The 21,031-nt window shown below is 39.5% G+C and carries 26 protein-coding genes; all 26 read right to left on the reverse strand.

Going from position 1 to position 21,031, the window contains the following annotated elements:
• Positions 1-49: 49 nt before the first annotated feature.
• Positions 50-6,535, reverse strand: a complete 6,486-nt coding sequence (locus EHW89_RS08270; protein ID WP_126467821.1) for a Cna B-type domain-containing protein — start codon at positions 6,533-6,535, stop codon at positions 50-52.
• A gap of 372 nt (positions 6,536-6,907) precedes the next feature.
• A complete protein-coding gene (gene tsf, locus EHW89_RS08275; protein WP_003026508.1) occupies positions 6,908-7,951 on the reverse strand; it encodes a translation elongation factor Ts in 1,044 nt (347 codons plus the stop codon).
• An 82-nt stretch (positions 7,952-8,033) separates the two neighbouring features.
• A complete protein-coding gene (rpsB, locus tag EHW89_RS08280) occupies positions 8,034-8,816 on the reverse strand; it encodes a 30S ribosomal protein S2 (RefSeq protein WP_003026510.1) in 783 nt (260 codons plus the stop codon).
• Between the two features lie 232 nt (positions 8,817-9,048).
• Complete coding sequence (locus EHW89_RS08285) at positions 9,049-9,522, reverse strand: sigma-70 RNA polymerase sigma factor region 4 domain-containing protein (protein WP_021002168.1); 474 nt, start codon at positions 9,520-9,522, stop codon at positions 9,049-9,051.
• A 426-nt stretch (positions 9,523-9,948) separates the two neighbouring features.
• Entirely contained in the window at positions 9,949-10,335 is a 387-nt protein-coding gene (gene rplQ, locus EHW89_RS08290) for a 50S ribosomal protein L17 (RefSeq protein WP_003026513.1), read from the reverse strand.
• A gap of 11 nt (positions 10,336-10,346) precedes the next feature.
• Positions 10,347-11,285, reverse strand: a complete 939-nt coding sequence (locus EHW89_RS08295) for a DNA-directed RNA polymerase subunit alpha (RefSeq protein ID WP_003026514.1) — start codon at positions 11,283-11,285, stop codon at positions 10,347-10,349.
• 44 nt (positions 11,286-11,329) lie between these two features.
• Positions 11,330-11,713, reverse strand: coding sequence for a 30S ribosomal protein S11 (gene rpsK / locus EHW89_RS08300; RefSeq protein ID WP_001118385.1), 384 nt, complete (start codon positions 11,711-11,713; stop codon positions 11,330-11,332).
• Between the two features lie 19 nt (positions 11,714-11,732).
• Positions 11,733-12,098: a 30S ribosomal protein S13 gene (rpsM, locus tag EHW89_RS08305; protein ID WP_002262317.1), complete on the reverse strand. Its 366-nt coding sequence runs from the start codon at positions 12,096-12,098 to the stop codon at positions 11,733-11,735.
• A gap of 15 nt (positions 12,099-12,113) precedes the next feature.
• Complete coding sequence (rpmJ, locus tag EHW89_RS08310; RefSeq protein WP_001808836.1) at positions 12,114-12,230, reverse strand: 50S ribosomal protein L36; 117 nt, start codon at positions 12,228-12,230, stop codon at positions 12,114-12,116.
• Positions 12,231-12,254: 24 nt separating this feature from the next.
• Complete coding sequence (gene infA, locus EHW89_RS08315; RefSeq protein ID WP_001029883.1) at positions 12,255-12,473, reverse strand: translation initiation factor IF-1; 219 nt, start codon at positions 12,471-12,473, stop codon at positions 12,255-12,257.
• Positions 12,474-12,588: 115 nt separating this feature from the next.
• Entirely contained in the window at positions 12,589-13,227 is a 639-nt protein-coding gene (locus EHW89_RS08320; protein ID WP_003031144.1) for an adenylate kinase, read from the reverse strand.
• 241 nt (positions 13,228-13,468) lie between these two features.
• Positions 13,469-14,776, reverse strand: a complete 1,308-nt coding sequence (secY, locus tag EHW89_RS08325; protein ID WP_003031167.1) for a preprotein translocase subunit SecY — start codon at positions 14,774-14,776, stop codon at positions 13,469-13,471.
• 12 nt (positions 14,777-14,788) lie between these two features.
• The gene (gene rplO / locus EHW89_RS08330; protein WP_003026525.1) at positions 14,789-15,229 is read right to left on the reverse strand and encodes a 50S ribosomal protein L15; all 441 of its coding nucleotides are present in this window, start codon (positions 15,227-15,229) and stop codon (positions 14,789-14,791) included.
• Positions 15,230-15,389: 160 nt separating this feature from the next.
• Complete coding sequence (gene rpmD / locus EHW89_RS08335) at positions 15,390-15,572, reverse strand: 50S ribosomal protein L30 (RefSeq protein ID WP_003029471.1); 183 nt, start codon at positions 15,570-15,572, stop codon at positions 15,390-15,392.
• Between the two features lie 14 nt (positions 15,573-15,586).
• A complete protein-coding gene (gene rpsE / locus EHW89_RS08340) occupies positions 15,587-16,081 on the reverse strand; it encodes a 30S ribosomal protein S5 (protein WP_003029472.1) in 495 nt (164 codons plus the stop codon).
• Positions 16,082-16,099: 18 nt separating this feature from the next.
• Positions 16,100-16,456, reverse strand: coding sequence for a 50S ribosomal protein L18 (rplR, locus tag EHW89_RS08345; RefSeq protein WP_003026531.1), 357 nt, complete (start codon positions 16,454-16,456; stop codon positions 16,100-16,102).
• An 81-nt stretch (positions 16,457-16,537) separates the two neighbouring features.
• Positions 16,538-17,074 carry a 50S ribosomal protein L6 gene (gene rplF, locus EHW89_RS08350; protein ID WP_126467823.1) on the reverse strand — a complete coding sequence of 179 codons (537 nt, stop codon included), beginning with the start codon at positions 17,072-17,074 and terminating at the stop codon, positions 16,538-16,540.
• Positions 17,075-17,316: 242 nt separating this feature from the next.
• Positions 17,317-17,715 carry a 30S ribosomal protein S8 gene (gene rpsH, locus EHW89_RS08355; protein WP_003026535.1) on the reverse strand — a complete coding sequence of 133 codons (399 nt, stop codon included), beginning with the start codon at positions 17,713-17,715 and terminating at the stop codon, positions 17,317-17,319.
• A gap of 185 nt (positions 17,716-17,900) precedes the next feature.
• The gene (locus tag EHW89_RS08360; RefSeq protein WP_001085699.1) at positions 17,901-18,086 is read right to left on the reverse strand and encodes a type Z 30S ribosomal protein S14; all 186 of its coding nucleotides are present in this window, start codon (positions 18,084-18,086) and stop codon (positions 17,901-17,903) included.
• 17 nt (positions 18,087-18,103) lie between these two features.
• The gene (rplE, locus tag EHW89_RS08365; RefSeq protein WP_003026536.1) at positions 18,104-18,646 is read right to left on the reverse strand and encodes a 50S ribosomal protein L5; all 543 of its coding nucleotides are present in this window, start codon (positions 18,644-18,646) and stop codon (positions 18,104-18,106) included.
• A 23-nt stretch (positions 18,647-18,669) separates the two neighbouring features.
• Positions 18,670-18,975 (reverse strand): 50S ribosomal protein L24, encoded by a 306-nt coding sequence (gene rplX, locus EHW89_RS08370; RefSeq protein WP_003026539.1) that lies wholly within the window; start codon positions 18,973-18,975, stop codon positions 18,670-18,672.
• Between the two features lie 75 nt (positions 18,976-19,050).
• Positions 19,051-19,419, reverse strand: a complete 369-nt coding sequence (gene rplN, locus EHW89_RS08375) for a 50S ribosomal protein L14 (protein ID WP_003026541.1) — start codon at positions 19,417-19,419, stop codon at positions 19,051-19,053.
• A 25-nt stretch (positions 19,420-19,444) separates the two neighbouring features.
• Positions 19,445-19,705 (reverse strand): 30S ribosomal protein S17, encoded by a 261-nt coding sequence (gene rpsQ, locus EHW89_RS08380; RefSeq protein ID WP_003026542.1) that lies wholly within the window; start codon positions 19,703-19,705, stop codon positions 19,445-19,447.
• A gap of 27 nt (positions 19,706-19,732) precedes the next feature.
• Positions 19,733-19,939 carry a 50S ribosomal protein L29 gene (gene rpmC / locus EHW89_RS08385; protein ID WP_003029476.1) on the reverse strand — a complete coding sequence of 69 codons (207 nt, stop codon included), beginning with the start codon at positions 19,937-19,939 and terminating at the stop codon, positions 19,733-19,735.
• 9 nt (positions 19,940-19,948) lie between these two features.
• Positions 19,949-20,362, reverse strand: a complete 414-nt coding sequence (gene rplP, locus EHW89_RS08390) for a 50S ribosomal protein L16 (RefSeq protein ID WP_003029477.1) — start codon at positions 20,360-20,362, stop codon at positions 19,949-19,951.
• 3 nt (positions 20,363-20,365) lie between these two features.
• Positions 20,366-21,019, reverse strand: a complete 654-nt coding sequence (gene rpsC, locus EHW89_RS08395; RefSeq protein WP_003029478.1) for a 30S ribosomal protein S3 — start codon at positions 21,017-21,019, stop codon at positions 20,366-20,368.
• Positions 21,020-21,031: the final 12 nt, after the last annotated feature.

Genomic DNA, 21,031 nt, shown 5'->3' on the forward strand with positions numbered 1-21,031 from the left:
TCCACTAGATTTATCTAGTGGACTTTACTCGATCTATCTGATGATAGAATTACGCCTTCTTCTTTAACAAGTAAGCAGCTCCACTTAAGGTGAACAGACCTGCAAGTAATGCAAAGAATGAATTTTGACTACCTGTTGAAGGGAGAATTTTCTTCTTCGACTTCTCTGGTGTACTTGGTGGGGTTTGTGGAATTTGTGGCTTCTCTGGTGTATGACGATTCGTGATATTCATACCATCTACCTTCGCTGTGTAACCTTCTGGTACCGAAACTTCTTCCACCGTATAAGTGATTTCCTTACCTGCTTCATATTTGGCAAGTTTTTCAAAGCTATACTTCCAACCAGTTGCTTCACTTACTGTTGCTACTTTGCCTGTATCTTTACCATTTGCAAGCAATTTCACTTGAATCTCTTTTGGACGAAGACCATCTTTATCATTTTCGTCTTCCCAAGTCTTTTGACCGCTGACTGAAGTAGTAGCTGGAATGTGGTTATTAGTCAGATTCATACCATTTGGTTCAGATGTATAGCCTTCTGGCACTTTTACTTCCTTAACAGAGTAAACAATTTCTTTGCCATCCTTGTAACGATCCAAACCTTCAAAGCTGTATTTCCATCCAGTTGCTGCACTCGCTGTCGCCATTTTGCCAGTATCTTTGCCATCTGCCAATAAACGTACTTTGATTTCAGTAGGACGAATATTATCTTGGTTATTGGCGTCATTCCAAGTCTTTTGACCCGTTAAGTTTACCTTTTCTGGTGTACGCTTGTTGGTAATTGTGTATTTGCCATCTTGAGATTTTTCAACTATTGGCTTTTCGTAAGATTCTACGGCAACTTCTTTGACATCATATTTGATTTCTTGACCATTCTCATACTTCGGTAATGGTTTTGACTCAAAGGCCCAACCTTTTTCTTCTGAAGTTTCAATTTCATCAACGATTTCTTTGCCTTTCAGAATTTGGACCTTCACTGTAGCTGTTCGTTTGCCATCTTGGTTGTTAGCATCTTCCCAGACTTTCTTACCAGAAATAACGATTGTTTCTGGTTCATGGGTGTTTGTGATTTCTTGACCCTTGATAGATGTTTCATATCCTGCTACAGCATCTTCCTTGACAGAATAGACAATTTCTTGACCTGCTTCGTATTTTGGAAGATTAGTAAAGGTATGTTTCCAAACATTGCCATTCGCTGGGTCTGCTTCAGCGACTTTGATATCATATTTCTCAACTTCAGTGGTCACACCGCCAACTGTCTTCATCAAATGAACCGTGATATGATCTGGACGTTTGCCGTCTTGGTTGTTGTTATCATTCCAAGTTTTCGTCACTTGATAATCAATCATTTTTGGTGTGTATTTGTTGGTAATATTGAAATCATTGATTTCGCTAGTATATTCAGAAACTACTTCTTCGGTCAGGCTATATTTAATAACCTTGCCTGCTTTGAATTTAGGAAGTTTAGTAAATACTGTAGACCACGTTCCGTCAGCTGCCGCTTTCACTTCTTTGGAAGCTACTTTTTCACCATCTGCCAAGAGATTAACCGTAATATATTTCGGACGTTTACCATCTTGGTTATTAGCGTCATCCCAGTTCTTCGTTGCTTTAATATCAATTGTTTCTGGTGTGTATTTATTGGTAATAGTAAAGCCTGTTTTAGCATCTCCGCTGATTTCAGTTGTATAACCAGCTACTGAACTCACTTCAACTACTTTGTAATCAATCGGAGCTCCGCCTTTATCTGCATCTAAATCCGTGAAGTTACCTGCCCAGCCATTGGCTTCTGATAGCTCAAGAGTTTTATCTGTATCTTGACCGTCTGCCAAGAGTTTAACAGTAATCTTAGTTGGACGTTTGCCATCTTGGTTATCGGCATCATCCCAGATTTTTTTCACTGGAATTTGCATTTTAGCTGGTGTGTATTTGTTAGTGAAGACAAGATCTTTCGCTTCTTTCGAAACCGTTGCTTTTAATTCAGTAGCACTGATTTTTTCAACCTTGACTTCTACTTCTCGAACAGTCTTATCATAAGTGATTCCTGCTTCAGATCCAGCAACTTCTGAGATGGTATACTTGTGAGTTCCCACTTGGCTCTCATCATATGAGATTGGTGAGAAGGTCACTGTTCCATCTGCAGCGTTTGTCACTGTTTCGACAACAGTTCCGTCTGCTTTCTTCAAGACAAAGCTGTATTTACCTGCTTCCAGTGTTTTACCTTCTAGCACTTTCTTACCAGCAATTTTTACTTTGGTTGCTGGTGCTGGTGTGTATTTGTTAGTGAAGACAAGATCTTTCGCTTCTTTCGAAACCGTTGCTTTTAATTCAGTAGCACTGATTTTTTCAACCTTGACTTCTACTTCTCGAACAGTCTTATCATAAGTGATTCCTGCTTCAGATCCAGCAACTTCTGAGATGGTATACTTGTGAGTTCCCACTTGGCTCTCATTATATGAGATTGGTGAGAAGGTCACTGTTCCATCTGCAGCGTTTGTCACTGTTTCGACAACAGTTCCGTCTGCTTTCTTCAAGACAAAGCTGTATTTACCTGCTTCCAGTGTTTTACCTTCTAGCACTTTCTTACCAGCAATTTTTACTTTGGTTGCTGGTGCTGGTGTGTATTTGTTAGTGAAGACAAGATCTTTCGCTTCTTTCGAAACCGTTGCCTTTAATTCAGTAGCACTGATTTTTTCAACCTTGACTTCTACTTCTCGAACAGTCTTATCATAAGTGATTCCTGCTTCAGATCCAGCAACTTCTGAGATGGTATACTTGTGAGTTCCCACTTGGCTCTCATTATATGAGATTGGTGAGAAGGTCACTGTTCCATCTGTAGCGTTTGTCACTGTTTCGACAACAGTTCCGTCTGCTTTCTTCAAGACAAAGCTGTATTTACCTGCTTCAAGAGTTTTACCTTCAAGAACTTTCTTAGCTCCGAGAGTAATGGATGTGTCACCTGCTGGGGTGTATTTATTTGTAAATACAAGATCTTTTGCTTCTTTTGAGGCAGTTGCTTTCAATTCAGTTGCGCTTACTTTTTCAACCGTTACTTCAACTTCTTGAACGGTCTTATCGTAAGTGATTCCTGTTTCAGTTCCAGCAATTTCAGAGATAGTGTACTTGTGAGTTCCTACTTGGCTCTCATTATATGAGATTGGTGAGAAGGTCACTGTTCCATCTGCAGCGTTGGTTACTGTTTCGACAACAGTTCCATCTGCTTTCTTCAAGACAAAGCTGTATTTACCTGCTTCAAGAGTTTTACCTTCAAGAACTTTTTTCGCACCAAGAGTAACGGATGTGTCACCTGCTGGGGTGTAGACATTATTGAAGGTTGTGCTATTAGCTGTACCATCACTGCTGTATTCAACAGCCGCATGCAATTTACCTTGACCATCATCGGTTACAGTTACTTTAGCTGTGACGGTCTTAGCATCGTAGGTGATACCATTCTCCGTTGTGCCAGCTTTTACTTCCTTGATGGTGTAAGTGTAAGTACCTGCTTCATCAAATGTCAACTCTGAGAATTTAACTTTTCCGTCAGCACCATTCTTCGCTTTTTCAACGTTACCAACTTGGTCTGTCAATGTAAATTCGAACATGTTAGCTTCGAGATTGCGATTGCTTAGTTTCTTATCTACTTCAAGAACAGCTTTGGCATTTTCAGCCTTATAGGTGTTTTCGAAAGTGCTGTCGTTATTGTCATAGGTAACAGTTGCTTCAAGCGCTCCCTTACCGTTGTCAACAACTTTGATCGTTACTTCGATAGTCTTGTTAGAATAAGTGATTCCTTTATCAGTTGTCCCAGCATTCTTTTCAACGATGGTGTAATGATAAGTGTCAGCTTTATTGAATTCTAAATCTTCAAACTTAATGTTTCCAGTTGCATCATTTGTTGTTGTTTGAATTGGATCTGTACCATTTTTCTCAAACAAGGCAAATTCGAATTCCCCACCTTGAAACTGAATTGGCTTATCAGTGTTCTTGTTGATGAATGATTTCGTCGCAGCAACAGGCACTTTGACCTTGGTAGCTTTGTACGTATTTGTGAATGTCTGAATTCCAGCATCTGTAATGGTGTTGATGGCCCCAGAGATTGGTGGTACAAGATTAGAACCAGGTGCTGAAGTTGAAAAATCAGCTGCTGGAAGTGCTACTTGAGAAATTTCGAATTTCTCAACCCAAGCAACCAGTTGACCTCTTCCATTATCATAGACGTGTACAATTACAGGAACTGTTCTATTATCATAGGTGATACCATTTTCAGTTTCACCTGCTTTTGCTTCCACAATGGTGTACTGATAATGTCCTTCTTTTGTAAATTTAATAGGATTGAAGACTACGCGACCAGTTCCATCAGCATTAGTACCTTTATTCTTGATTCTTTGAACTTCTTTTCCATCATTATCTTTCAAGATAAATTCAAATTCTTCGTCTTGAAGCTCTGTTGGACGACCTTCCAATTTTTTCTTAGCTTCAATTACAGCCTCAGCTGGTGAAGCGCTATAGGTATTTTTGATAGTAAGAGGGTCTATTTGGCTAGGAGTATAACCATCCACTTTAGTGATCAGTTCACCTTTGTCATCAACTTCTTTCACGCTATAGGTGTACTTCTTAGCGTTTTGATCTGTAGCCGGAAGACCTGTCCATTTAACCGTACCATCTGTTGTAGGAACTTTTTTAAGTTCAGCATTAGGTGCTGCTTCTTCAGTTCCACCTTCTAGTGTGCGGTAAAGTTTGAAGTAGGTAGTTGGACGAACACGTTCCTGACCGCCAACCCAGACTTTCTTAGCCGTCACGTTTGTTTTTGGAACTTCATAAGTATTGGTTACTTGAGTCTTGTCTGCATTGTAAGATACGACATAGTTATTCTCTCCAACTTTGACTTTCTCTCCTTCTTGCAAAGGAAGGTCTGTCTGGTCTTGAAGTTCGCGAACAGAATAAACTAATTCTGTTGTTCCATCGACATCGTACTTAGGTAGTTGATTTTTCCACTCGTAAGTATAAACACCATTGGACTCAGTTACTTCAGGAGTATAGTTCCCTGAGACAGGTTTTGAATCTGCAACAGTTTGTCCTTTCTTATGGACATACAAGCCAAGTTTGACTTCTTTGTAGTCAGTTTTCTTTCCACCTACCCAAGTCTTAGTGGCTTCAAAGTCAACTGTCACACGTTTATTAGAGATGTTGAGGGGAACACCTTTTCCACCTTTCATCTCCACTTCAAATTCTTGACTATTTACCTGATAGCCTGATTTCGGAGTCTTTTCTTTAACAATATACTTACCATCATTAAGATGATTTGAAACGGCAATCCCGTCCGCATCAGTTGTTACTTCCTGAACTTTAACCCCGTCACTTTTTCGTATGATTTCAAAGACAACGCCTGCCAACTTAACAGCCGCATCAGCTTTGTCGAATTTTGTGATTTTAATTTTACCAGCAATATCAGCTGTGACTGATGCACCAACAGATTTAACCGTCTTTAAATTAAACGTTGCTTCTGTTTTAGTTCCGGTACTACCTCCGTATTTTTCCCAAATAAGTTGTGGTTGGTTATCAATCAGGTACTGCGCTGAGTTACTTATCGTTGAAGTATCTGCTGGTGAGGACGTATCATACGTTAAGAAAAAGCTCTTTGTTCCCATATTGGTCGGCATGAGCAACTCAAATCCTCGTTTCCCATTGACAAAGGTCAACAAAGCCTTTTTATCTGAGTCAGCCTTGTATACCTTCGGATCGGTTGTGATTTCGTATTTATCACCTATATGTTTAAGAGCAGACGAATTCGTATTCGTCGTCTCAAATTCCACTTCATGCATAGAGAAAGTACCTTCTATGTAGCTAGCGAAGGCTTCCTTTGAGACGTCATCTGTAATCTTCACCACATGTCCAGTCATATCTTTCTTAGCGCGATTAATTTTCATTTGAAAATGTGCTATCGCCTTATTGTTATCGTTATAACCGTACTTTGTAATAGTTTCTCCAATCACGTCAGTCTTTTCATATTTATTCACTTTATACGTGATGGTCTGTTTTTTACCATCTGGTAAAACATAGGTAACCGTTTTTCCCTCTTTTTTGAGCGTTTCAGTTGCTTCTGCAACAAAGTTCCCACGGATATTTTGCTTGCCCTCCACCTTTTCGTTGAAAGTAAATACCAGCTGATGGTTAGCATTATTCACCTGGACAGTCCCCATTTGGGTATGTGATGTCGAATCAATCAAATCCAGACTACCATCTTTCAAACTCAAGTTATCTGGAGCCTTTACGATAAAGTAATCACCATTCTTGATTTCATTAGCTGCCACATTGGGAAATGAGAATTCACCTGAATATTTCAAGTTCATCGAAGTATCATTTGAACCATGAATTCCTTCAGTCTCGCTTCCTGTGGATGCTATAGTAATCTTCAAGTTGTCTATTTTGACTTTACTCGTAACATCAGCAGCAGAAACCCGCTGGACGTTCCAAAATCCTAAAACAGTAAAAATCGTTAGTAAAGATAAAAAGAAGCCTATCCATCTCTTTGCCTTCATTACAAATTTCTCCTTCTTCTAATTTTTTTATAAGCTTAGAGCATAAATATCAATATTATACTACAATTACTATTATACCTCAAATAAATAGAAAGTCCGTATATTCGTAAGTGTTTTTTTGACACAATGTAAACTTCAGTTTTCTAAAATAGGTTCCCTAATCCCAGAACTCTTAGTATTTTATTAAAACGAAAGGCTCTGGACAATGAGGAATCTATCACATATTCCAAATTTAGAAAAAGCCTCATACGAATCACCATTAAAAGCAACAAAGCTTTGGAAAGATTCATATGAGACTTCTTATAAATACCACAAAACAGGGAAAAGCAGGAATCCTATCTCATGTTATTTTATATGTTTGTTTTTTTATTCTTAGTTTTGTCCAAGTGCAGCAGCCATAGTTGCAGCTACTTCTGATTCAAAATCGTTGGCAGCTTTTTCAATACCGTCACCTACTTCAAAACGAGTGAAGCTTGCAATTGTCACACCTTGGCTTTCAAGAAATGCTTCAACAGTCTTGCTGTCGTCCATGATATAGACTTGCGCAAGTAATGTGTAAGCTTGGTCAACTTTTGTATTGTCCAGCATGAAGCGATCCATTTTACCAGGAATAATTTTATCCCAGATTTTTTCTGGTTTACCTTCAGCTGCAAGACCAGCTTTGATGTCTTCTTCAGCTTGTGCAATCACTTCATCCGTCAATTGAAGTTTAGAACCAAATTTGTAGTGTGGAAGCGCTGGTTTACCAACCATTGCACGACTTTCGTTGTCTTGATCAATTTTGTGGTTCATTTGAGCCAATTCATCATGGATAAATTCTTCACTCAATTCTTTGTATGAAAGAACAGAAGGTTTCATAGCGGCAACGTGCATTGCCACGTGTTTTGCAAGATCTTCGTCACTGCCTGAAAGAACTGTGATAACACCGATACGTCCACCATTGTGTTGGTAAGCTCCAAATACTTGATCATCTGCTTTTTCAACAACTGCAAAACGACGGAATGAGATTTTTTCTCCGATGGTAGCAGTTGCACTAACATAAGCAGCTTCAAGTGTTTCACCTGAAGGCATTGTCAAAGCAAGAGCTTCTTCGTTGTTAGCTGGTTTGCCTTCTGCGATTACTTTAGCTGTTTCGTTTACCAATTCAACGAATTGAGCATTTTTTGCTACAAAGTCTGTTTCTGAGTTCACTTCAACGATAGCGGCAACATTGCCGTTTACATAGACACCAGTCAATCCTTCAGCAGCAACACGGTCTGCTTTTTTAGCAGCTTTTGCCATACCTTTTTCACGAAGCAATTCAATTGCTTTTTCGATATCGCCATCTACTTCTACAAGTGCTTTTTTAGCGTCCATGACACCAGCACCAGATTTTTCACGCAATTCTTTTACAAGCTTAGCTGTAATTTCTGCCATTTTGATCCTCCAATTAAGATATTACGGTTTTATTTAATAAAAAGGGGAGGGCTAGGCCCCGCCCCATAAGTTCGTTACTTGATTATTCGTTTGAGCCTTCGACAACTTCAACGATTTCTTCGATAGAATCTGCTTGTGAATCAGTTGCAGCTAATTCTGCTTCTACTGATTCAACGTTATCTTCACCTTGGCGGCCTTCGATAATTGCATCAGCCATTTTCGCAGTGATTAACTTAACAGCACGAATAGCATCGTCGTTAGCTGGAATGATGACATCAATGTCATCTGGATCTGTATTTGTATCCACCATCGCTACAACTGGAATACCTAATTTCTTAGCTTCTTTCACAGCGATTTGTTCTTTATGTGGATCCACAACATACATCACATCTGGAATACGTGGCATTTCTTCGATACCACCCAAGAATTTTTCAAGACGAGCGCGTTGTTTGTTAAGAAGAGCGACTTCTTTTTTAGGAAGAACATCAAAAATTCCGTCTTCTTCCATACGTTTGATTTCTTTCAAACGAGCAACACGTTTTTGAATCGTTTCCCAGTTTGTAAGCGTTCCACCCAACCAACGGTGGTTGATGTAGTATTGACCAGCACGTTCTGCTTCTTCTTTTACAGCATCAGCAGCTTGTTTTTTCGTACCAACAAACAAGATAACTGCATCGTTAGCAGCCGCATCACGCATAAAGTCGTATGCTTGATCTGCAAATTTTACAGTTTGTTGCAAGTCGATAACGTGGATACCGTTACGTTCTGTGAAGATATACTTCGCCATCTTAGGGTTCCAGCGACGAGTTTGGTGACCAAAGTGTACACCAGCCTCAAGAAGTTGTTTCATTGAAATTACTGCCATGAGTAATGTCTCCTTTTTTGTTTTTTCCTCTCCCAGATTTCAACTCGCAAAACCACCCGTAGGCAACGGCTTCACAATTCATCTGAAATGAGTATTTGCCGATTACACGACATCTACTATCATATCAAAATTTCTTCCATTTTACAAGAGGGTTTCTGCTTTTTCATGCCAAATGCACGAAGAAAATCATTCGAAATTTAGAACCTTTAAAAAGGGAAAGTTCTGACTTGTCTTAATCGCTATAGTCTTTTAAGTAGGCTCTTAATTCTCGAATCATAGCTTGGCGGCCTTTGAACCGTTCGTCAGCTAGTAAGCGCTCATACTGCTCCTGTTTCTCTGGGCTCAGTTGAGCTTGGTAACTCTTTAGCTGGTCTCGGAGAATCACCAATTCATCCAGATATAGTTCTTTTAGGCTGAGCTTGTGACCAATCTCACTCACTTCCTCATAGGCTTGACGGTCGAGTTTGCGTTTTTGACTTTCCTGTTTACGGAGGATGTCCAGGATATGATTGCGGAACTTGGTCTTATAGTAAACATAGAGCTGATGATCTTCTTCTACTAGCTGCGGATAGCGACTCACCAACTGATAGAGCACCAACATCCCCTCTTGTTCCCAATCGCTTAATTCCCACAGGTGGACATAATATTCCCTCCGACACTTCAGCACAATTCCTCTTACCTTGCTATATAACTCCTTGAACTCCATTTCCTTCTCCTTCCTTTTACTTACCTTTTAAGGATAACATGAAGGAGAACCCTTTGGTTTTCTGGTAGCTATTCTACTCTTTTTGGTTTCTATTTCGTGCTTCTTAATACACCTATCTATCTCTTCAGGTACTTTTACATTCTTTTCAGCGGATAAAGTTAAAATTAACAGATGTCTGTTTGGGAGTTTTCATGATAAATTCAGTATTATAATTCTATAAATTCTGTAGTGAAGCACCGATTATGAAATTCTAAAAAACGCCTGCTTACGAAATTGTTTTTTTGTAAAAGCAATTTCGTAAACAAGCGTCTACGTTTCTTATCATAAGATGAGTGTTCCCGCTAGGAAAAATCCTAGCGGTAGACCAGAGCTAGACTAAGAGTAATATTACTCCATCATCATAACACTCAACAAAATTGATAAAAATTATACTAATTCAATGATTGCCATTGGAGCAGCATCACCACGACGTGGTTCAGTTTTAAGGATACGAGTATATCCACCGTTACGTTCTGCATAACGAGGAGCTAAATCAGAGAATAATTTTTGAAGAGCAGTAGTTGAAGTATACTTTTCTGTTTCTTCATCATAGTTTTCTGATGCAATTTCGTTACGAACAAAAGCTGCTGCTTGACGACGAGCATGCAAATCACCACGTTTACCCAAAGTAATCATTTTTTCAACTGTTTTACGGATTTCTTTAGCACGAGCTTCTGTTGTCACGATTGATTCGTTGATAATCAAGTCAGTGGTCAAGTCGCGAAGCATTGCTTTACGTTGTGAGCTAGTGCGTCCTAGTTTACGGTAAGCCATGTTTTCCTCCTTTATTTATCGTTTTTTAATCCAAGACCAAGATCAGCAAGTTTTACTTTCACTTCTTCAAGACTCTTACGTCCTAGATTTCTTACTTTCATCATTTCAGGTTCGGTTTTTTCTGTCAAATCAAATACAGTATTGATACCAGCACGTTTCAAACAGTTGTACGAACGAACTGACAAATCTAATTCTTCAATTGTACGATCCAACACACGATCATCTGAAACTTTTTCTGTTTCTTTCATCACATCAGTAGATTTTGCTACTTCAGTTAAGTTAGTAAACAGGTCTAAATGTTCCGTTAAAATGCGCGCAGAAAGCCCTAGGGCATCTTCTGGAATAATCGTCCCGTCTGTCATGATTTCAAGAGTTAATTTATCAAAACCATCATTGCTACCAACGCGAGCTGGTTCAACTTGATAATTAACTTTTTTCACCGGCGTATAGATTGAATCTACCGCAAGCGTCCCTACTGGTGCATCATCTTTTTTGTTTTCATCAGCCGGTACATAACCACGACCTGTATTTACGGTCATAATAGCTTTTAAGCTAGCACCTTCACCAATTGTAAAGAGATAATGATCAGGATTTACAATTTCAATATCACTATCCGTCAAAATATCACCGGCAGTGATTTCTGCAGGACCTTCAACATCCAGTTCAATTGTCTTTTCGTCTTCGACGTAAGATTTTACAGCAATCCCTTTGACGTTCAGAATGATTTGCATGACGTCTTCACGGACACCTGGAACTGTATCAAACTCGTGTAGAACACCTTCGATATTGATAGATGTCACAGCAGCACCTGGTAGAGATGCAAGAAGTACACGGCGAAGTGAGTTCCCAAGCGTTGTACCATAACCACGTTCTAGTGGTTCTACTACAAATATGCCATAGTCTTTATTTTCATCAATTTTTGTTATATTTGGTTTTTCAAACTCAATCATTTAGTTACTCCCTCTTAAACGAAAAGCAGTGTAATGGTTTATGATTATACACGGCGACGTTTTGGAGGACGAGCACCATTGTGTGGCACAGGAGTCACATCACGAATAGCTGTTACTTCAAGACCAGCGGCAGCAAGAGCACGAATAGCTGACTCACGACCAGAACCTGGACCTTTAACAGTAACTTCAACTGATTTAAGACCGTGTTCTTGTGCAGACTTTGCAGCAGCTTCAGATGCCATTTGGGCAGCAAATGGTGTAGATTTACGAGAACCTTTAAATCCAAGAGCTCCGGCAGATGACCAAGCAATTGCGTTACCATGCACATCAGTAATCATAACAATAGTGTTGTTAAATGTAGCGTGAATATGAGCAATACCAGATTCGATATTTTTCTTCACACGACGTTTACGTGTTGGTTTAGCCAAGACTTTTTACCTCCTTATATTATTTTTTCTTACCAGCAATCGCAACTGCTTTACCTTTACGAGTGCGAGCGTTGTTCTTAGTGTTTTGTCCACGTACAGGAAGTCCACGACGATGACGGATTCCACGATATGAACCAATTTCCATCAAACGTTTGATGTTTAAGTTTACTTCACGACGAAGGTCACCTTCAACTTTGATAGCATCCACTTCACGACGGATAGCGTCTTCTTGATCAGATGTTAAATCTTTCACACGAATATCCTCTGAAACTCCAGCAGCTGCTAAAATTTTCTTAGATGTTGGAAGACCAATACCGTATACATAAGTCAGTGAAACAACTACACGTTTGTCATTTGGAATATCAACTCCAGCAATACGAGCCATTTTTTCTCCTTTCTATTATCCTTGACGTTGTTTGTGTTTTGGATTTGCTGGGCAAATCACCATAACACGACCATTACGACGAATAACTTTGCAGTATTCGCAAATTGGTTTGACCGATGGTCTTACTTTCATTTCTTATCCCTCCAAGTATTTCGATTATTTAAAGCGGTAGGTGATCCGTCCACGTGTCAAATCATAAGGACTCATCTCGACAGTAACACGGTCTCCCGCTAAAATACGAATATAGTTTTTACGAATTTTACCAGAAACTGTTGCTAAAATCTGATGTCCATTTTCAAGTTCAACCGTAAACATTGCATTCGGCATTGTATCAACTACTTTGCCTTCAACTTCAATCACATCGTCTTTTGCCACGCAAAAGCACCCCCTAAATTTCGATTCATTCCTCTGAACACAGAGGTAACAATTATAAGTCAGACTAATTCATTGTATCACTACTTGTCAAATATTGCAAGTGTAAAAAACGCTTTTATTTTAACTTTAATAAGACTTTTTCAATATCTTTAAATACATCATCAATCTCTTGATTTCCTTGAATATCATAAACCAAATTTTGAGAACGATAATGCTCAATAATTGGTGCTCCTTGAGCGATATTGACATCTAAACGGCGTTTCACGGTTTCTGGCTTGTCATCCTCACGTTGATAATAATCCTCTTCATTATAATCTGCTGGTGGATTGAAGACTTTATGGAAGGTTTCTCCCGTTTTTTTGTGAATAATCCGTCCGCTCAAGCGCTCTAGCAAGCTGTTAGGATCCACTTCGATATTAACAACCCCGTCTAAAGTAAGCCCAAGTTCAGCAAGTATCTGATCCAGTGCATGAGCTTGATCAATGGTGCGTGGGTAGCCATCTAATAAAAAGCCTTTTTCTTTAATATCATCTTGTGCTAAACGTTCTTTGACAATCCCATTAGTCACTTCATCTGGCACTAATTCACCTTTGTCAATATATGATTTCGCAAGTACCCCCATTTCAGTTTGGTTGGCCATGGCTGCACGGAACATATCCCCTGTTGAGATATGCGCAACACCAAATTCCTCAACGATTTTGGCCGCTTGAGTCCCCTTGCCTGCACCTGGCAAGCCCATAATCAAAAGATTCATGATCCTTCTCCTTTTTTGTTTTTAAATAAATCTATTACAAATTCTTAATAAACTTGTTTAAAAACAAAATAGAAAGAGTGGGACAGACTTCAGAAAATCTATGATTTTCGATTTGCTCTCCCACCCCGCAACATAGTTGATTCAGGATGAAAACAAAAACTCATTTTCATCATCAACCACTGCGTTCGTACTTTAACGCAAATTGCTTTTAAAGTATAGAATATCTTTCTTTACTCTGTTTCTATTCTGTTGTATTCATAAAGCCAGTATATTTTCTCTTTAGAAGATAACCTTCAAGTTGTTTCATCCCTTCAATACCAGTTGCAATAATAATCAACAAACTAGTACCACCCAAAGCAACAGCATCTGTCAATCCAAATAAATCTTTTGCTAAAATCGGTAAAATCGAAATAAAGCCTAAGAAAAGTGAACCAACTGTTGCCAAGCGACGAAGCAGCTTGGACATGTATTCTTCTGTACCTTTGCCCGGACGGACACCATGAATATAGGCACCGCTCTTTTGCAAATTCTCTGCAGTTTTCTCTGGATTGATTTGTACAAATGTATAGAAAAATGTAAACAAAATAATCAAGAGTGCGTACATCACAATTCCGCTTGCGGTTGTTGTTGCAAACAAGGACTGAGCCACTCGAACCCACTGTGTATTGTGACCTGTAGCTGTCAAAAATTGGAAAATAGCTGCAGGTGCGGCAGTAATCGAACTTGCAAAGATAACCGGAATAACACCTGCCGGATTGACCTTCAAAGGAAGGTATGAGCTAGAAGGCGCACCTTGCGCAATCTTTGTATACTGGATTGGAATTTTGTATTCTGCTTGTTGAACGAAGGTTGTAAAGTAAACAATGAGCAAAACAGCTATAATTAGAATAGTCACAAAAATGATAGATGAAGTAATACGGCTGCTTGGTACATTGACAAAGTAGTCTACATATATACTCTTAATCATTCCTGGAATTGCTGCTACGATACCTGCAAAGATAATCATAGAAACACCATTACCATAGCCTTTATCTGTGATTTGTTCCCCTAACCAAGTCACAATCATAGAACCTGTTGTCAAAAGGAAACCAATCAGCAAATAAGTTTGCCAGTTAGGCGTTGCCACCAACTTAGCACTAGACAAGGTATGGAAACCTGCTGTAATACCGATAGATTGAACAAACGCCAAGACTAAGGCAATATAGCGCGTTGCTTGATTTAACTTTCTTCGTCCAACTTCACCTTGCTTGCCCCATTCTACAAACTTAGGTAAAATATCCATTTGTAGCAATTGAACAACAATAGAGGCGGTAATATACGGACTAACTCCCAATGCAAATACTGAGAAATTTCGCAAAGCATTACCTGACACAAGGCTGAGCATGTTTAGAAATGAAAGCCCGTTAAGAGCTTCCAAGCTTTTTGCATTAACACCTGGAACAGTAATCGTCGTACCAATTCGAAATACTAATACAATAAAAATTGTAAAGAGAATTTTTGAACGAACCTGTTTGATTTTTAATGCATCTTTTAATAGTTTAAAAAACATAGGTCACCTCGCTTAGATGACTTCCACTGAACCACCTTTAGCAGTGATAGCTTCTTCGGCTGATTTAGAGAATTTAGCTGCTTTCACAGTCAATTTCTTTGTCAATTCGCCGTTACCAAGAATCTTAACACCAGATTTTTCAGCTTTTACAATCCCTGCTTCGATAAGGACAACTGGAGTTACTTCTGCCCCGTCTTCAAAAACATTCAATTGATCAAGATTTACAATTGCATATTCTTTACGATTGATGTTCAAGAAACCACGTTTTGGCATGCGACGGAACAATGGTGTTTGTCCACCTTCAAAACCAAGACGAACTTTACCACCACTACGAGCTTTTTGACCTTTTTGACCACGTCCAGCTGTTTTACCATTACCAGATGAAGTACCACGACCAACACGGTTACGGACTTTACGAGAACCTGTAGCAGGTTGTAATTCATGAAGTTTCATTATATTTTTTCTCCTCTTTTGTAAAATGCTAGCGCTTATACTGAGAAAAAGGTGTCCTCAGGATAAACTCGCCTATACATATATTTAGTTTAAGGGGCTGAGAAAATCCTCTCATCCCCTAGTTTATTTCAATTTAAAGTTTTGTTAGCAAAATGATTACTTACTTAACTTCTTCAACAGTTACCAAGTGTGATACTGCTGTAATCATACCACGAACAGCAGCATTATCTTCTTTGATAACTGAGCTATTTAATTTGCCAAGTCCAAGTGCTACAACAGTTTTACGTTGTGACGGAATGCGTCCGATTGGAGACTTTGTCAAAGTAATTTTAATTTGAGCCATGTGAATCTCCTTTCTTATGCTAAGTCAGAAACTGAAATACCACGAAGGGCAGCAACTTCTTCAGCGCGTTTTAATTGTTTCAAACCTTCAACAGTTGCGCGAACGATGTTGATTGGAGTGTTAGAACCAAGTGATTTAGATGTTACATCTGCTACACCTGCCAATTCGATGACGGCACGAACAGCACCACCAGCAGCCACTCCAGCACCTTCTACAGCTGGTTTCAACAAGACACGAGCTCCACCAAATTCAGATGTTACTTCGTGAGGAATTGTTGTGCCAACCATTGGTACTTCAATTAGGTTTTTCTTTGCATCTTCAACGGCTTTGCGAATTGCTTCTGGTACTTCTTGAGCTTTACCAGTACCAAAACCAACACGACCATTACGGTCACCAACAACTACAAGAGCCGCAAAACGAAGACGACGTCCACCTTTAACAACTTTTGTAACACGGTTAATCGCAACTACGCGTTCTTCAAGTTCAACTGCATTGTCTTTAAATGCCATTTTTTAGTGTCCTCCCTATTAGAATTTCAATCCGTTTTCACGAGCTGCATCAGCCAAAGCTTTTACACGTCCGTGATATAGATATCCACCGCGGTCAAACACCACTTCAGTAATACCTTTAGCAACTGCACGTTCAGCAACAAGTTTGCCGACAACAACGGCTTGTTCAGTTTTAGTTCCTTTTGAAACTTCTTTGTCAAGAGTTGAAGCGCTTGCGAGCGTTACACCCGCTACGTCATCAATTACTTGAGCGTAGATGCCTGTATTAGAACGGAATACGTTCAAACGTGGGCGATCAGCAGTTCCAGAGAGTTTTCCGCGAACGCGACGGTGGCGTTTTTGGCGGACTTTATTTTTATCTGGTTTCGAAATCACAATTTTCACCTCTTAATTTTATTTCGTGCCTAAGCACAAAGTTGGAAATAAATATTTTGGTTAAAAAACAACCTTATAATATTATTTACCAGTTTTACCTTCTTTACGGCGGACGAATTCACCAACGTAGCGGATACCTTTCCCTTTATATGGTTCAGGAGCACGCAAGCTACGGATATAAGCAGCAGTTTGTCCAACTACTTCTTTTGAGATTCCGTTCACAACAATAGTCGTTGGATTTGGAAGTTCAAAAGTAATACCTTTAGGAGCTTCCACTTCATCTGGATGAGATTTACCAACTGAAAGTACCAATTTTTTTCCTTGAAGTTGAGCACGGTATCCAACCCCACGCATTTCAAGTTCTTTCTTGAATCCTTCTGATACACCATGAACCATGTTGTTCAAAAGAGCACGAGTTGTTCCGTGGATTGTTTTCATTTCTTTTGTATCGTTTGGACGGTGAAGAGTTACTTCAGTTCCTTCCACACGAATATCAATATCTTTAGAGAACGTACGAGTGAGTTCTCCTTTAGGTCCTTTTACAGTTACGACATTGTCTTTGTTTGTCAATTCGACACCAGCAGGCAATACGATAACTTTATTACCAATACGTGACATGTTATTTTTTCTCCTGTTAAATTGTCAGGTCGTCCGAGGACGGCCAGTTTTCACGGGGCAACTATCATAGCAGTTTGTATGATAGTTCTAACGTTTTATTCAAATATATCATTCAAATCAGTTTTGCCAATCTGAACACGAGCTACGGCCTGTGTGGAAAAGATAAATCTATCTTGAATGTGAGCATTCATCGCTAGATTTCCTATTTTCACTTTGTCCGTCACGCTCTTTGTATCATGCAATTACCAAACGTAGGCGATTACTTCCCCACCAACATTCTTTTGGCGTGCTTCTTTGTCAGTCAACAAGCCTTCAGATGTTGAGATAATCGCAATTCCAAGTCCATTCAAGACTTTTGGAAGATCTTCACATTTTTTGTAAACACGAAGTCCTGGTGTTGAAACACGTTTCAAACCAGTGATAACTTTTTCACCGTTTTGACCGTATTTAAGGAATACACGAATAACACCTTGTTTATCATCTTCAATGTACTCAACGTTCTTCACAAAACCTTCGCGTTTAAGAATTTCAGCAATCCCTTTTTTGATATTTGATGCAGGTACTTCTAGCACTTCATGTTTTGCTTGATTCGCATTACGAATACGTGTCAAAAAGTCTGCAATTGGGTCAGTCATAACCATTTTGTTTTTCTCCTCTTACTAGTAGTTTGATAATTCACTTGCTAGTTAATGATTGAGCTAGGCTCAGAATATTATTTTATTTATAAATTTCATTTTCTAAGTGAGCCTAGGCATTCGCTCGCAAGCATAACTTGGGTTAGGCAAGAGCGAATAACGACGACTCACGGCGAAAATGGAAGCTATAATTACCAAGAAGCTTTGGTAACGCCTGGAATTTGTCCTTTGTATGCTAACTCGCGGAAGCAAACACGGCAAAGTTTAAACTTGCGGTAAACTGAATGTGGACGACCACAACGTTCGCAACGAGTGTAAGCTTGCGTAGAGAACTTCGCAGGGCGTTTGTTCTTAGCAATCATTGATTTTTTAGCCAATTTATTTACCTCCTAGATTATTTTGCAAAAGGCATTCCAAGGCCTGTAAGCAATTCACGTGATTCTTCATCCGTGTTAGCAGTTGTTACAATAACAATGTCAAGACCGCGAGTCTTGTCGACATCATCAAAGTTGATTTCTGGGAAAATCAATTGTTCTTTCACACCAAGTGTGTAGTTTCCGCGTCCATCAAATGATTTTGTTGGAACACCGTGGAAGTCACGAACACGTGGAAGTGATACAGTAACCAATTTATCCAAGAATTCATACATGCGTTCACCGCGAAGAGTTACCTTAGCACCAATCGCTACACCTTCACGAAGACGGAAGCCGGCGATAGATTTTTTAGCTTTAGTGATAAGTGGTTTTTGACCTGAGATAAGAGCAAGCTCTTCAGCAGCTTTTTCAAGATTTTTAGCATTTGATACAGCATCTCCAACACCCATGTTCAAAACGATTTTATCCACTTTTGGCACAGCCATAACAGATGAGTAGTTAAACTTTTCAGTCAAAGCAGGAACTACTTCATTAAGATATTTTTCTTTTAAACGATTAGCCATTATACTTCTCCTTTCCTTCGTGATTAGTCAAGCACTTCGCCTGATTTTTTATTGTACCGAACTTTTTTGCCGTCTACAAACTTGTAGCCAACACGTCCTGCAACACCATTTTTGTCCAACACTTGAACATTAGACACATGGATTGGTGCTTCTTTTTCCACGATAGCACCTTGAGGATTTTCGTTATTCGGTTTTTGGTGTTTCTTGATGATGTTCACACCTTCAACAACAACTTTATTTACTTTTGGAAGTGCGGCAACGACTTTGGCTTCAACACCTTTGTCTTTACCAGCAATCACGCGAACTTTGTCGCCAGTTTTTACAAACATTGGTTTCTCCTTTGATTTCTTACGCCCTGAAGGGCACCCTATCTGTCGAAGATAGGGGACTTAGTTTGTTTTTGACTAAAGTACTTCTGGAGCAAGTGAAACGATCTTCATGAATCCACCTTCACGCAATTCACGTGCAACTGGACCAAAGATACGTGTTCCGCGAGGAGTTTTATCATCACGGATAATCACTGCAGCATTTTCGTCAAATTTGATGTATGAACCATCTTTGCGACGAGCACCTGATTTAGTACGAACGATAACCGCTTTTACAACGTCACCTTTTTTAACCGCACCACCAGGAGTAGCTTGTTTTACAGATGCAACGATGACATCACCAATGCTAGCGAATTTACGCTTTGAACCACCAAGAACTTTGATTGTCAAGATTTCGCGGGCACCGCTGTTGTCAGCAACTTTCAAACGAGTTTCTGTTTGAATCATTTAAGTTTTCTCCTTTCTGGTTTGATTAGATGATAACTGCTTCTTCTACAACTTCTACAAGACGGAAGCGTTTTGTAGCTGAAAGCGGACGAGTTTCCATGATACGAACAATATCGCCTTCTTTAGCGATGTTATTTTCATCATGCGCTTTGTATTTTTTAGAGTAGTTAATACGCTTACCATAGACTGGGTGGTTACGTTTTGTTTCAACTACAACTGTGATTGTTTTATCCATCTTGTCAGAAACGACGCGTCCAACAAGCGTTTTACGTTGATTACGTTCCATTTTAGAATTTCTCCTTTCCCAAGTCTATTATTTCATTTCTGATTGAACAGTTTTGATACGAGCGATTTGCTTTTTCACTTCTTTCAAGCGTGCAGTTTGTTCTAATTGACCTGTTGCTGCTTGGAAACGAAGATCAAACAATTCTTTCTTCAATTCTCTTTCACGCTTCGCGAGTTCTTCTTGAGAAAGACCACGAAGTTCTTTAACAAATTCTTTTACTTCATTAAGTTTCATGCCTTCTCCTTATTCAGCTTCACGTTTCACGAATTTTGTTTTAACTGGTAATTTGTGGCTTGCAAGGCGAAGCGCTTCACGAGCAACTTCCTCAGGCACACCAGCGATTTCAAACATCACTTTACCACGTTTAACTGGCGCAACCCAACCTTCTGGAGCACCTTTCCCAGATCCCATACGAACCCCGATAGCTTTGGCAGTGTATGATTTGTGTGGGAAGATTTTAATCCAAACTTTACCACCACGTTTCATGTAACGCGTCATAGCGATACGAGCAGCTTCGATTTGGCGGTTTGTGATCCAATGGCTAGTAGTTGCTTGAAGACCATATTCTCCAAACGCCACTTCCTTACCACCTTTAGCTTCACCGCGCATTTTACCACGAAATTCGCGACGGTGTTTAACACGTTTAGGTACTAACATTGGTTATTTACCTCCTTTAGTGTTTTTACGAGCTGGAAGAACTTCTCCGCGGTAAATCCAGACTTTAACACCAAGTTTACCGTAAGTAGTATCTGCTTCTTCCCAAGCGTAATCAATATCTGCACGAAGCGTATGAAGCGGAACAGTTCCTTCAGAATACCCTTCACTACGAGCGATATCAGCACCATTCAAGCGGCCAGATACTTGAGTTTTAATTCCTTTAGCTCCCGCACGCATGGTACGTTGGATTGCTTGTTTTTGAGCACGACGGAAAGCAACACGTTGTTCTAATTGGCGAGCAATTCCTTCACCAACAAGATGAGCATCCAAATCTGGTGATTTGATTTCAATGATGTTGATGTGGACTTGTTTACTAGTCAATTTGTTAAGCTTTGCACGAAGTGCATCAACGTTTGCTCCACCTTTACCGATAACCATACCTGGTTTAGCAGTGTGAAGAGAAACGTTTACTTTATTTACTGCGCGTTCGATTTCAATAGTTGAAACAGCTGCGTCAGCTAATTCTTTTTGAACGAATTTACGGATTGCAAGATCTTCATGAAGGTAATCCGCGTATTCTTTTTCAGCATACCATTTGGCATCCCAGTCACGGATGATACCGACACGCATACCTATTGGATGTACTTTTTGACCCACGATTTTACCTCC

Source organism: Streptococcus periodonticum, assembly GCF_003963555.1.
GTDB classification, from domain to species: domain Bacteria; phylum Bacillota; class Bacilli; order Lactobacillales; family Streptococcaceae; genus Streptococcus; species Streptococcus anginosus.

Coding starts and splice junctions, on each gene's coding strand:
- rplX (WP_003026539.1), bottom strand. CDS start 18,975: ATGTTTGTAAAAACTGGCGACAAAGTTCGCGTGATTGCTGGTAAAGAC.
- rpsE (WP_003029472.1), bottom strand. CDS start 16,081: ATGGCATTTAAAGACAATGCAGTTGAACTTGAAGAACGCGTAGTTGCG.
- rpsQ (WP_003026542.1), bottom strand. CDS start 19,705: ATGGAACGTAATCAACGTAAAACGCTTGTTGGACGCGTCGTTTCTGAC.
- rpsM (WP_002262317.1), bottom strand. CDS start 12,098: ATGGCTCGTATTGCTGGAGTTGATATTCCAAATGACAAACGTGTAGTT.
- EHW89_RS08295 (WP_003026514.1), bottom strand. CDS start 11,285: ATGATTGAGTTTGAAAAACCAAATATAACAAAAATTGATGAAAATAAA.
- EHW89_RS08320 (WP_003031144.1), bottom strand. CDS start 13,227: ATGAATCTTTTGATTATGGGCTTGCCAGGTGCAGGCAAGGGGACTCAA.
- EHW89_RS08285 (WP_021002168.1), bottom strand. CDS start 9,522: ATGGAGTTCAAGGAGTTATATAGCAAGGTAAGAGGAATTGTGCTGAAG.
- rplO (WP_003026525.1), bottom strand. CDS start 15,229: ATGAAACTTCATGAATTACAACCTGCTACAGGTTCTCGTAAAGTCCGT.
- rpsB (WP_003026510.1), bottom strand. CDS start 8,816: ATGGCAGTAATTTCAATGAAACAACTTCTTGAGGCTGGTGTACACTTT.
- rpsH (WP_003026535.1), bottom strand. CDS start 17,715: ATGGTTATGACTGACCCAATTGCAGACTTTTTGACACGTATTCGTAAT.
- rpmD (WP_003029471.1), bottom strand. CDS start 15,572: ATGGCTCAAATTAAAATTACTTTGACAAAGTCTCCAATCGGACGCATT.
- tsf (WP_003026508.1), bottom strand. CDS start 7,951: ATGGCAGAAATTACAGCTAAGCTTGTAAAAGAATTGCGTGAAAAATCT.
- rplF (WP_126467823.1), bottom strand. CDS start 17,074: ATGTCACGTATTGGTAATAAAGTTATCGTATTGCCTGCTGGTGTCGAA.
- rpmJ (WP_001808836.1), bottom strand. CDS start 12,230: ATGAAAGTAAGACCATCGGTCAAACCAATTTGCGAATACTGCAAAGTT.
- secY (WP_003031167.1), bottom strand. CDS start 14,776: ATGTTTTTTAAACTATTAAAAGATGCATTAAAAATCAAACAGGTTCGT.
- rpmC (WP_003029476.1), bottom strand. CDS start 19,939: ATGAAACTTAATGAAGTAAAAGAATTTGTTAAAGAACTTCGTGGTCTT.
- rplQ (WP_003026513.1), bottom strand. CDS start 10,335: ATGGCTTACCGTAAACTAGGACGCACTAGCTCACAACGTAAAGCAATG.
- rplP (WP_003029477.1), bottom strand. CDS start 20,362: ATGTTAGTACCTAAACGTGTTAAACACCGTCGCGAATTTCGTGGTAAA.
- rplE (WP_003026536.1), bottom strand. CDS start 18,646: ATGGCTAATCGTTTAAAAGAAAAATATCTTAATGAAGTAGTTCCTGCT.
- rplN (WP_003026541.1), bottom strand. CDS start 19,419: ATGATTCAAACAGAAACTCGTTTGAAAGTTGCTGACAACAGCGGTGCC.
- EHW89_RS08270 (WP_126467821.1), bottom strand. CDS start 6,535: ATGAAGGCAAAGAGATGGATAGGCTTCTTTTTATCTTTACTAACGATT.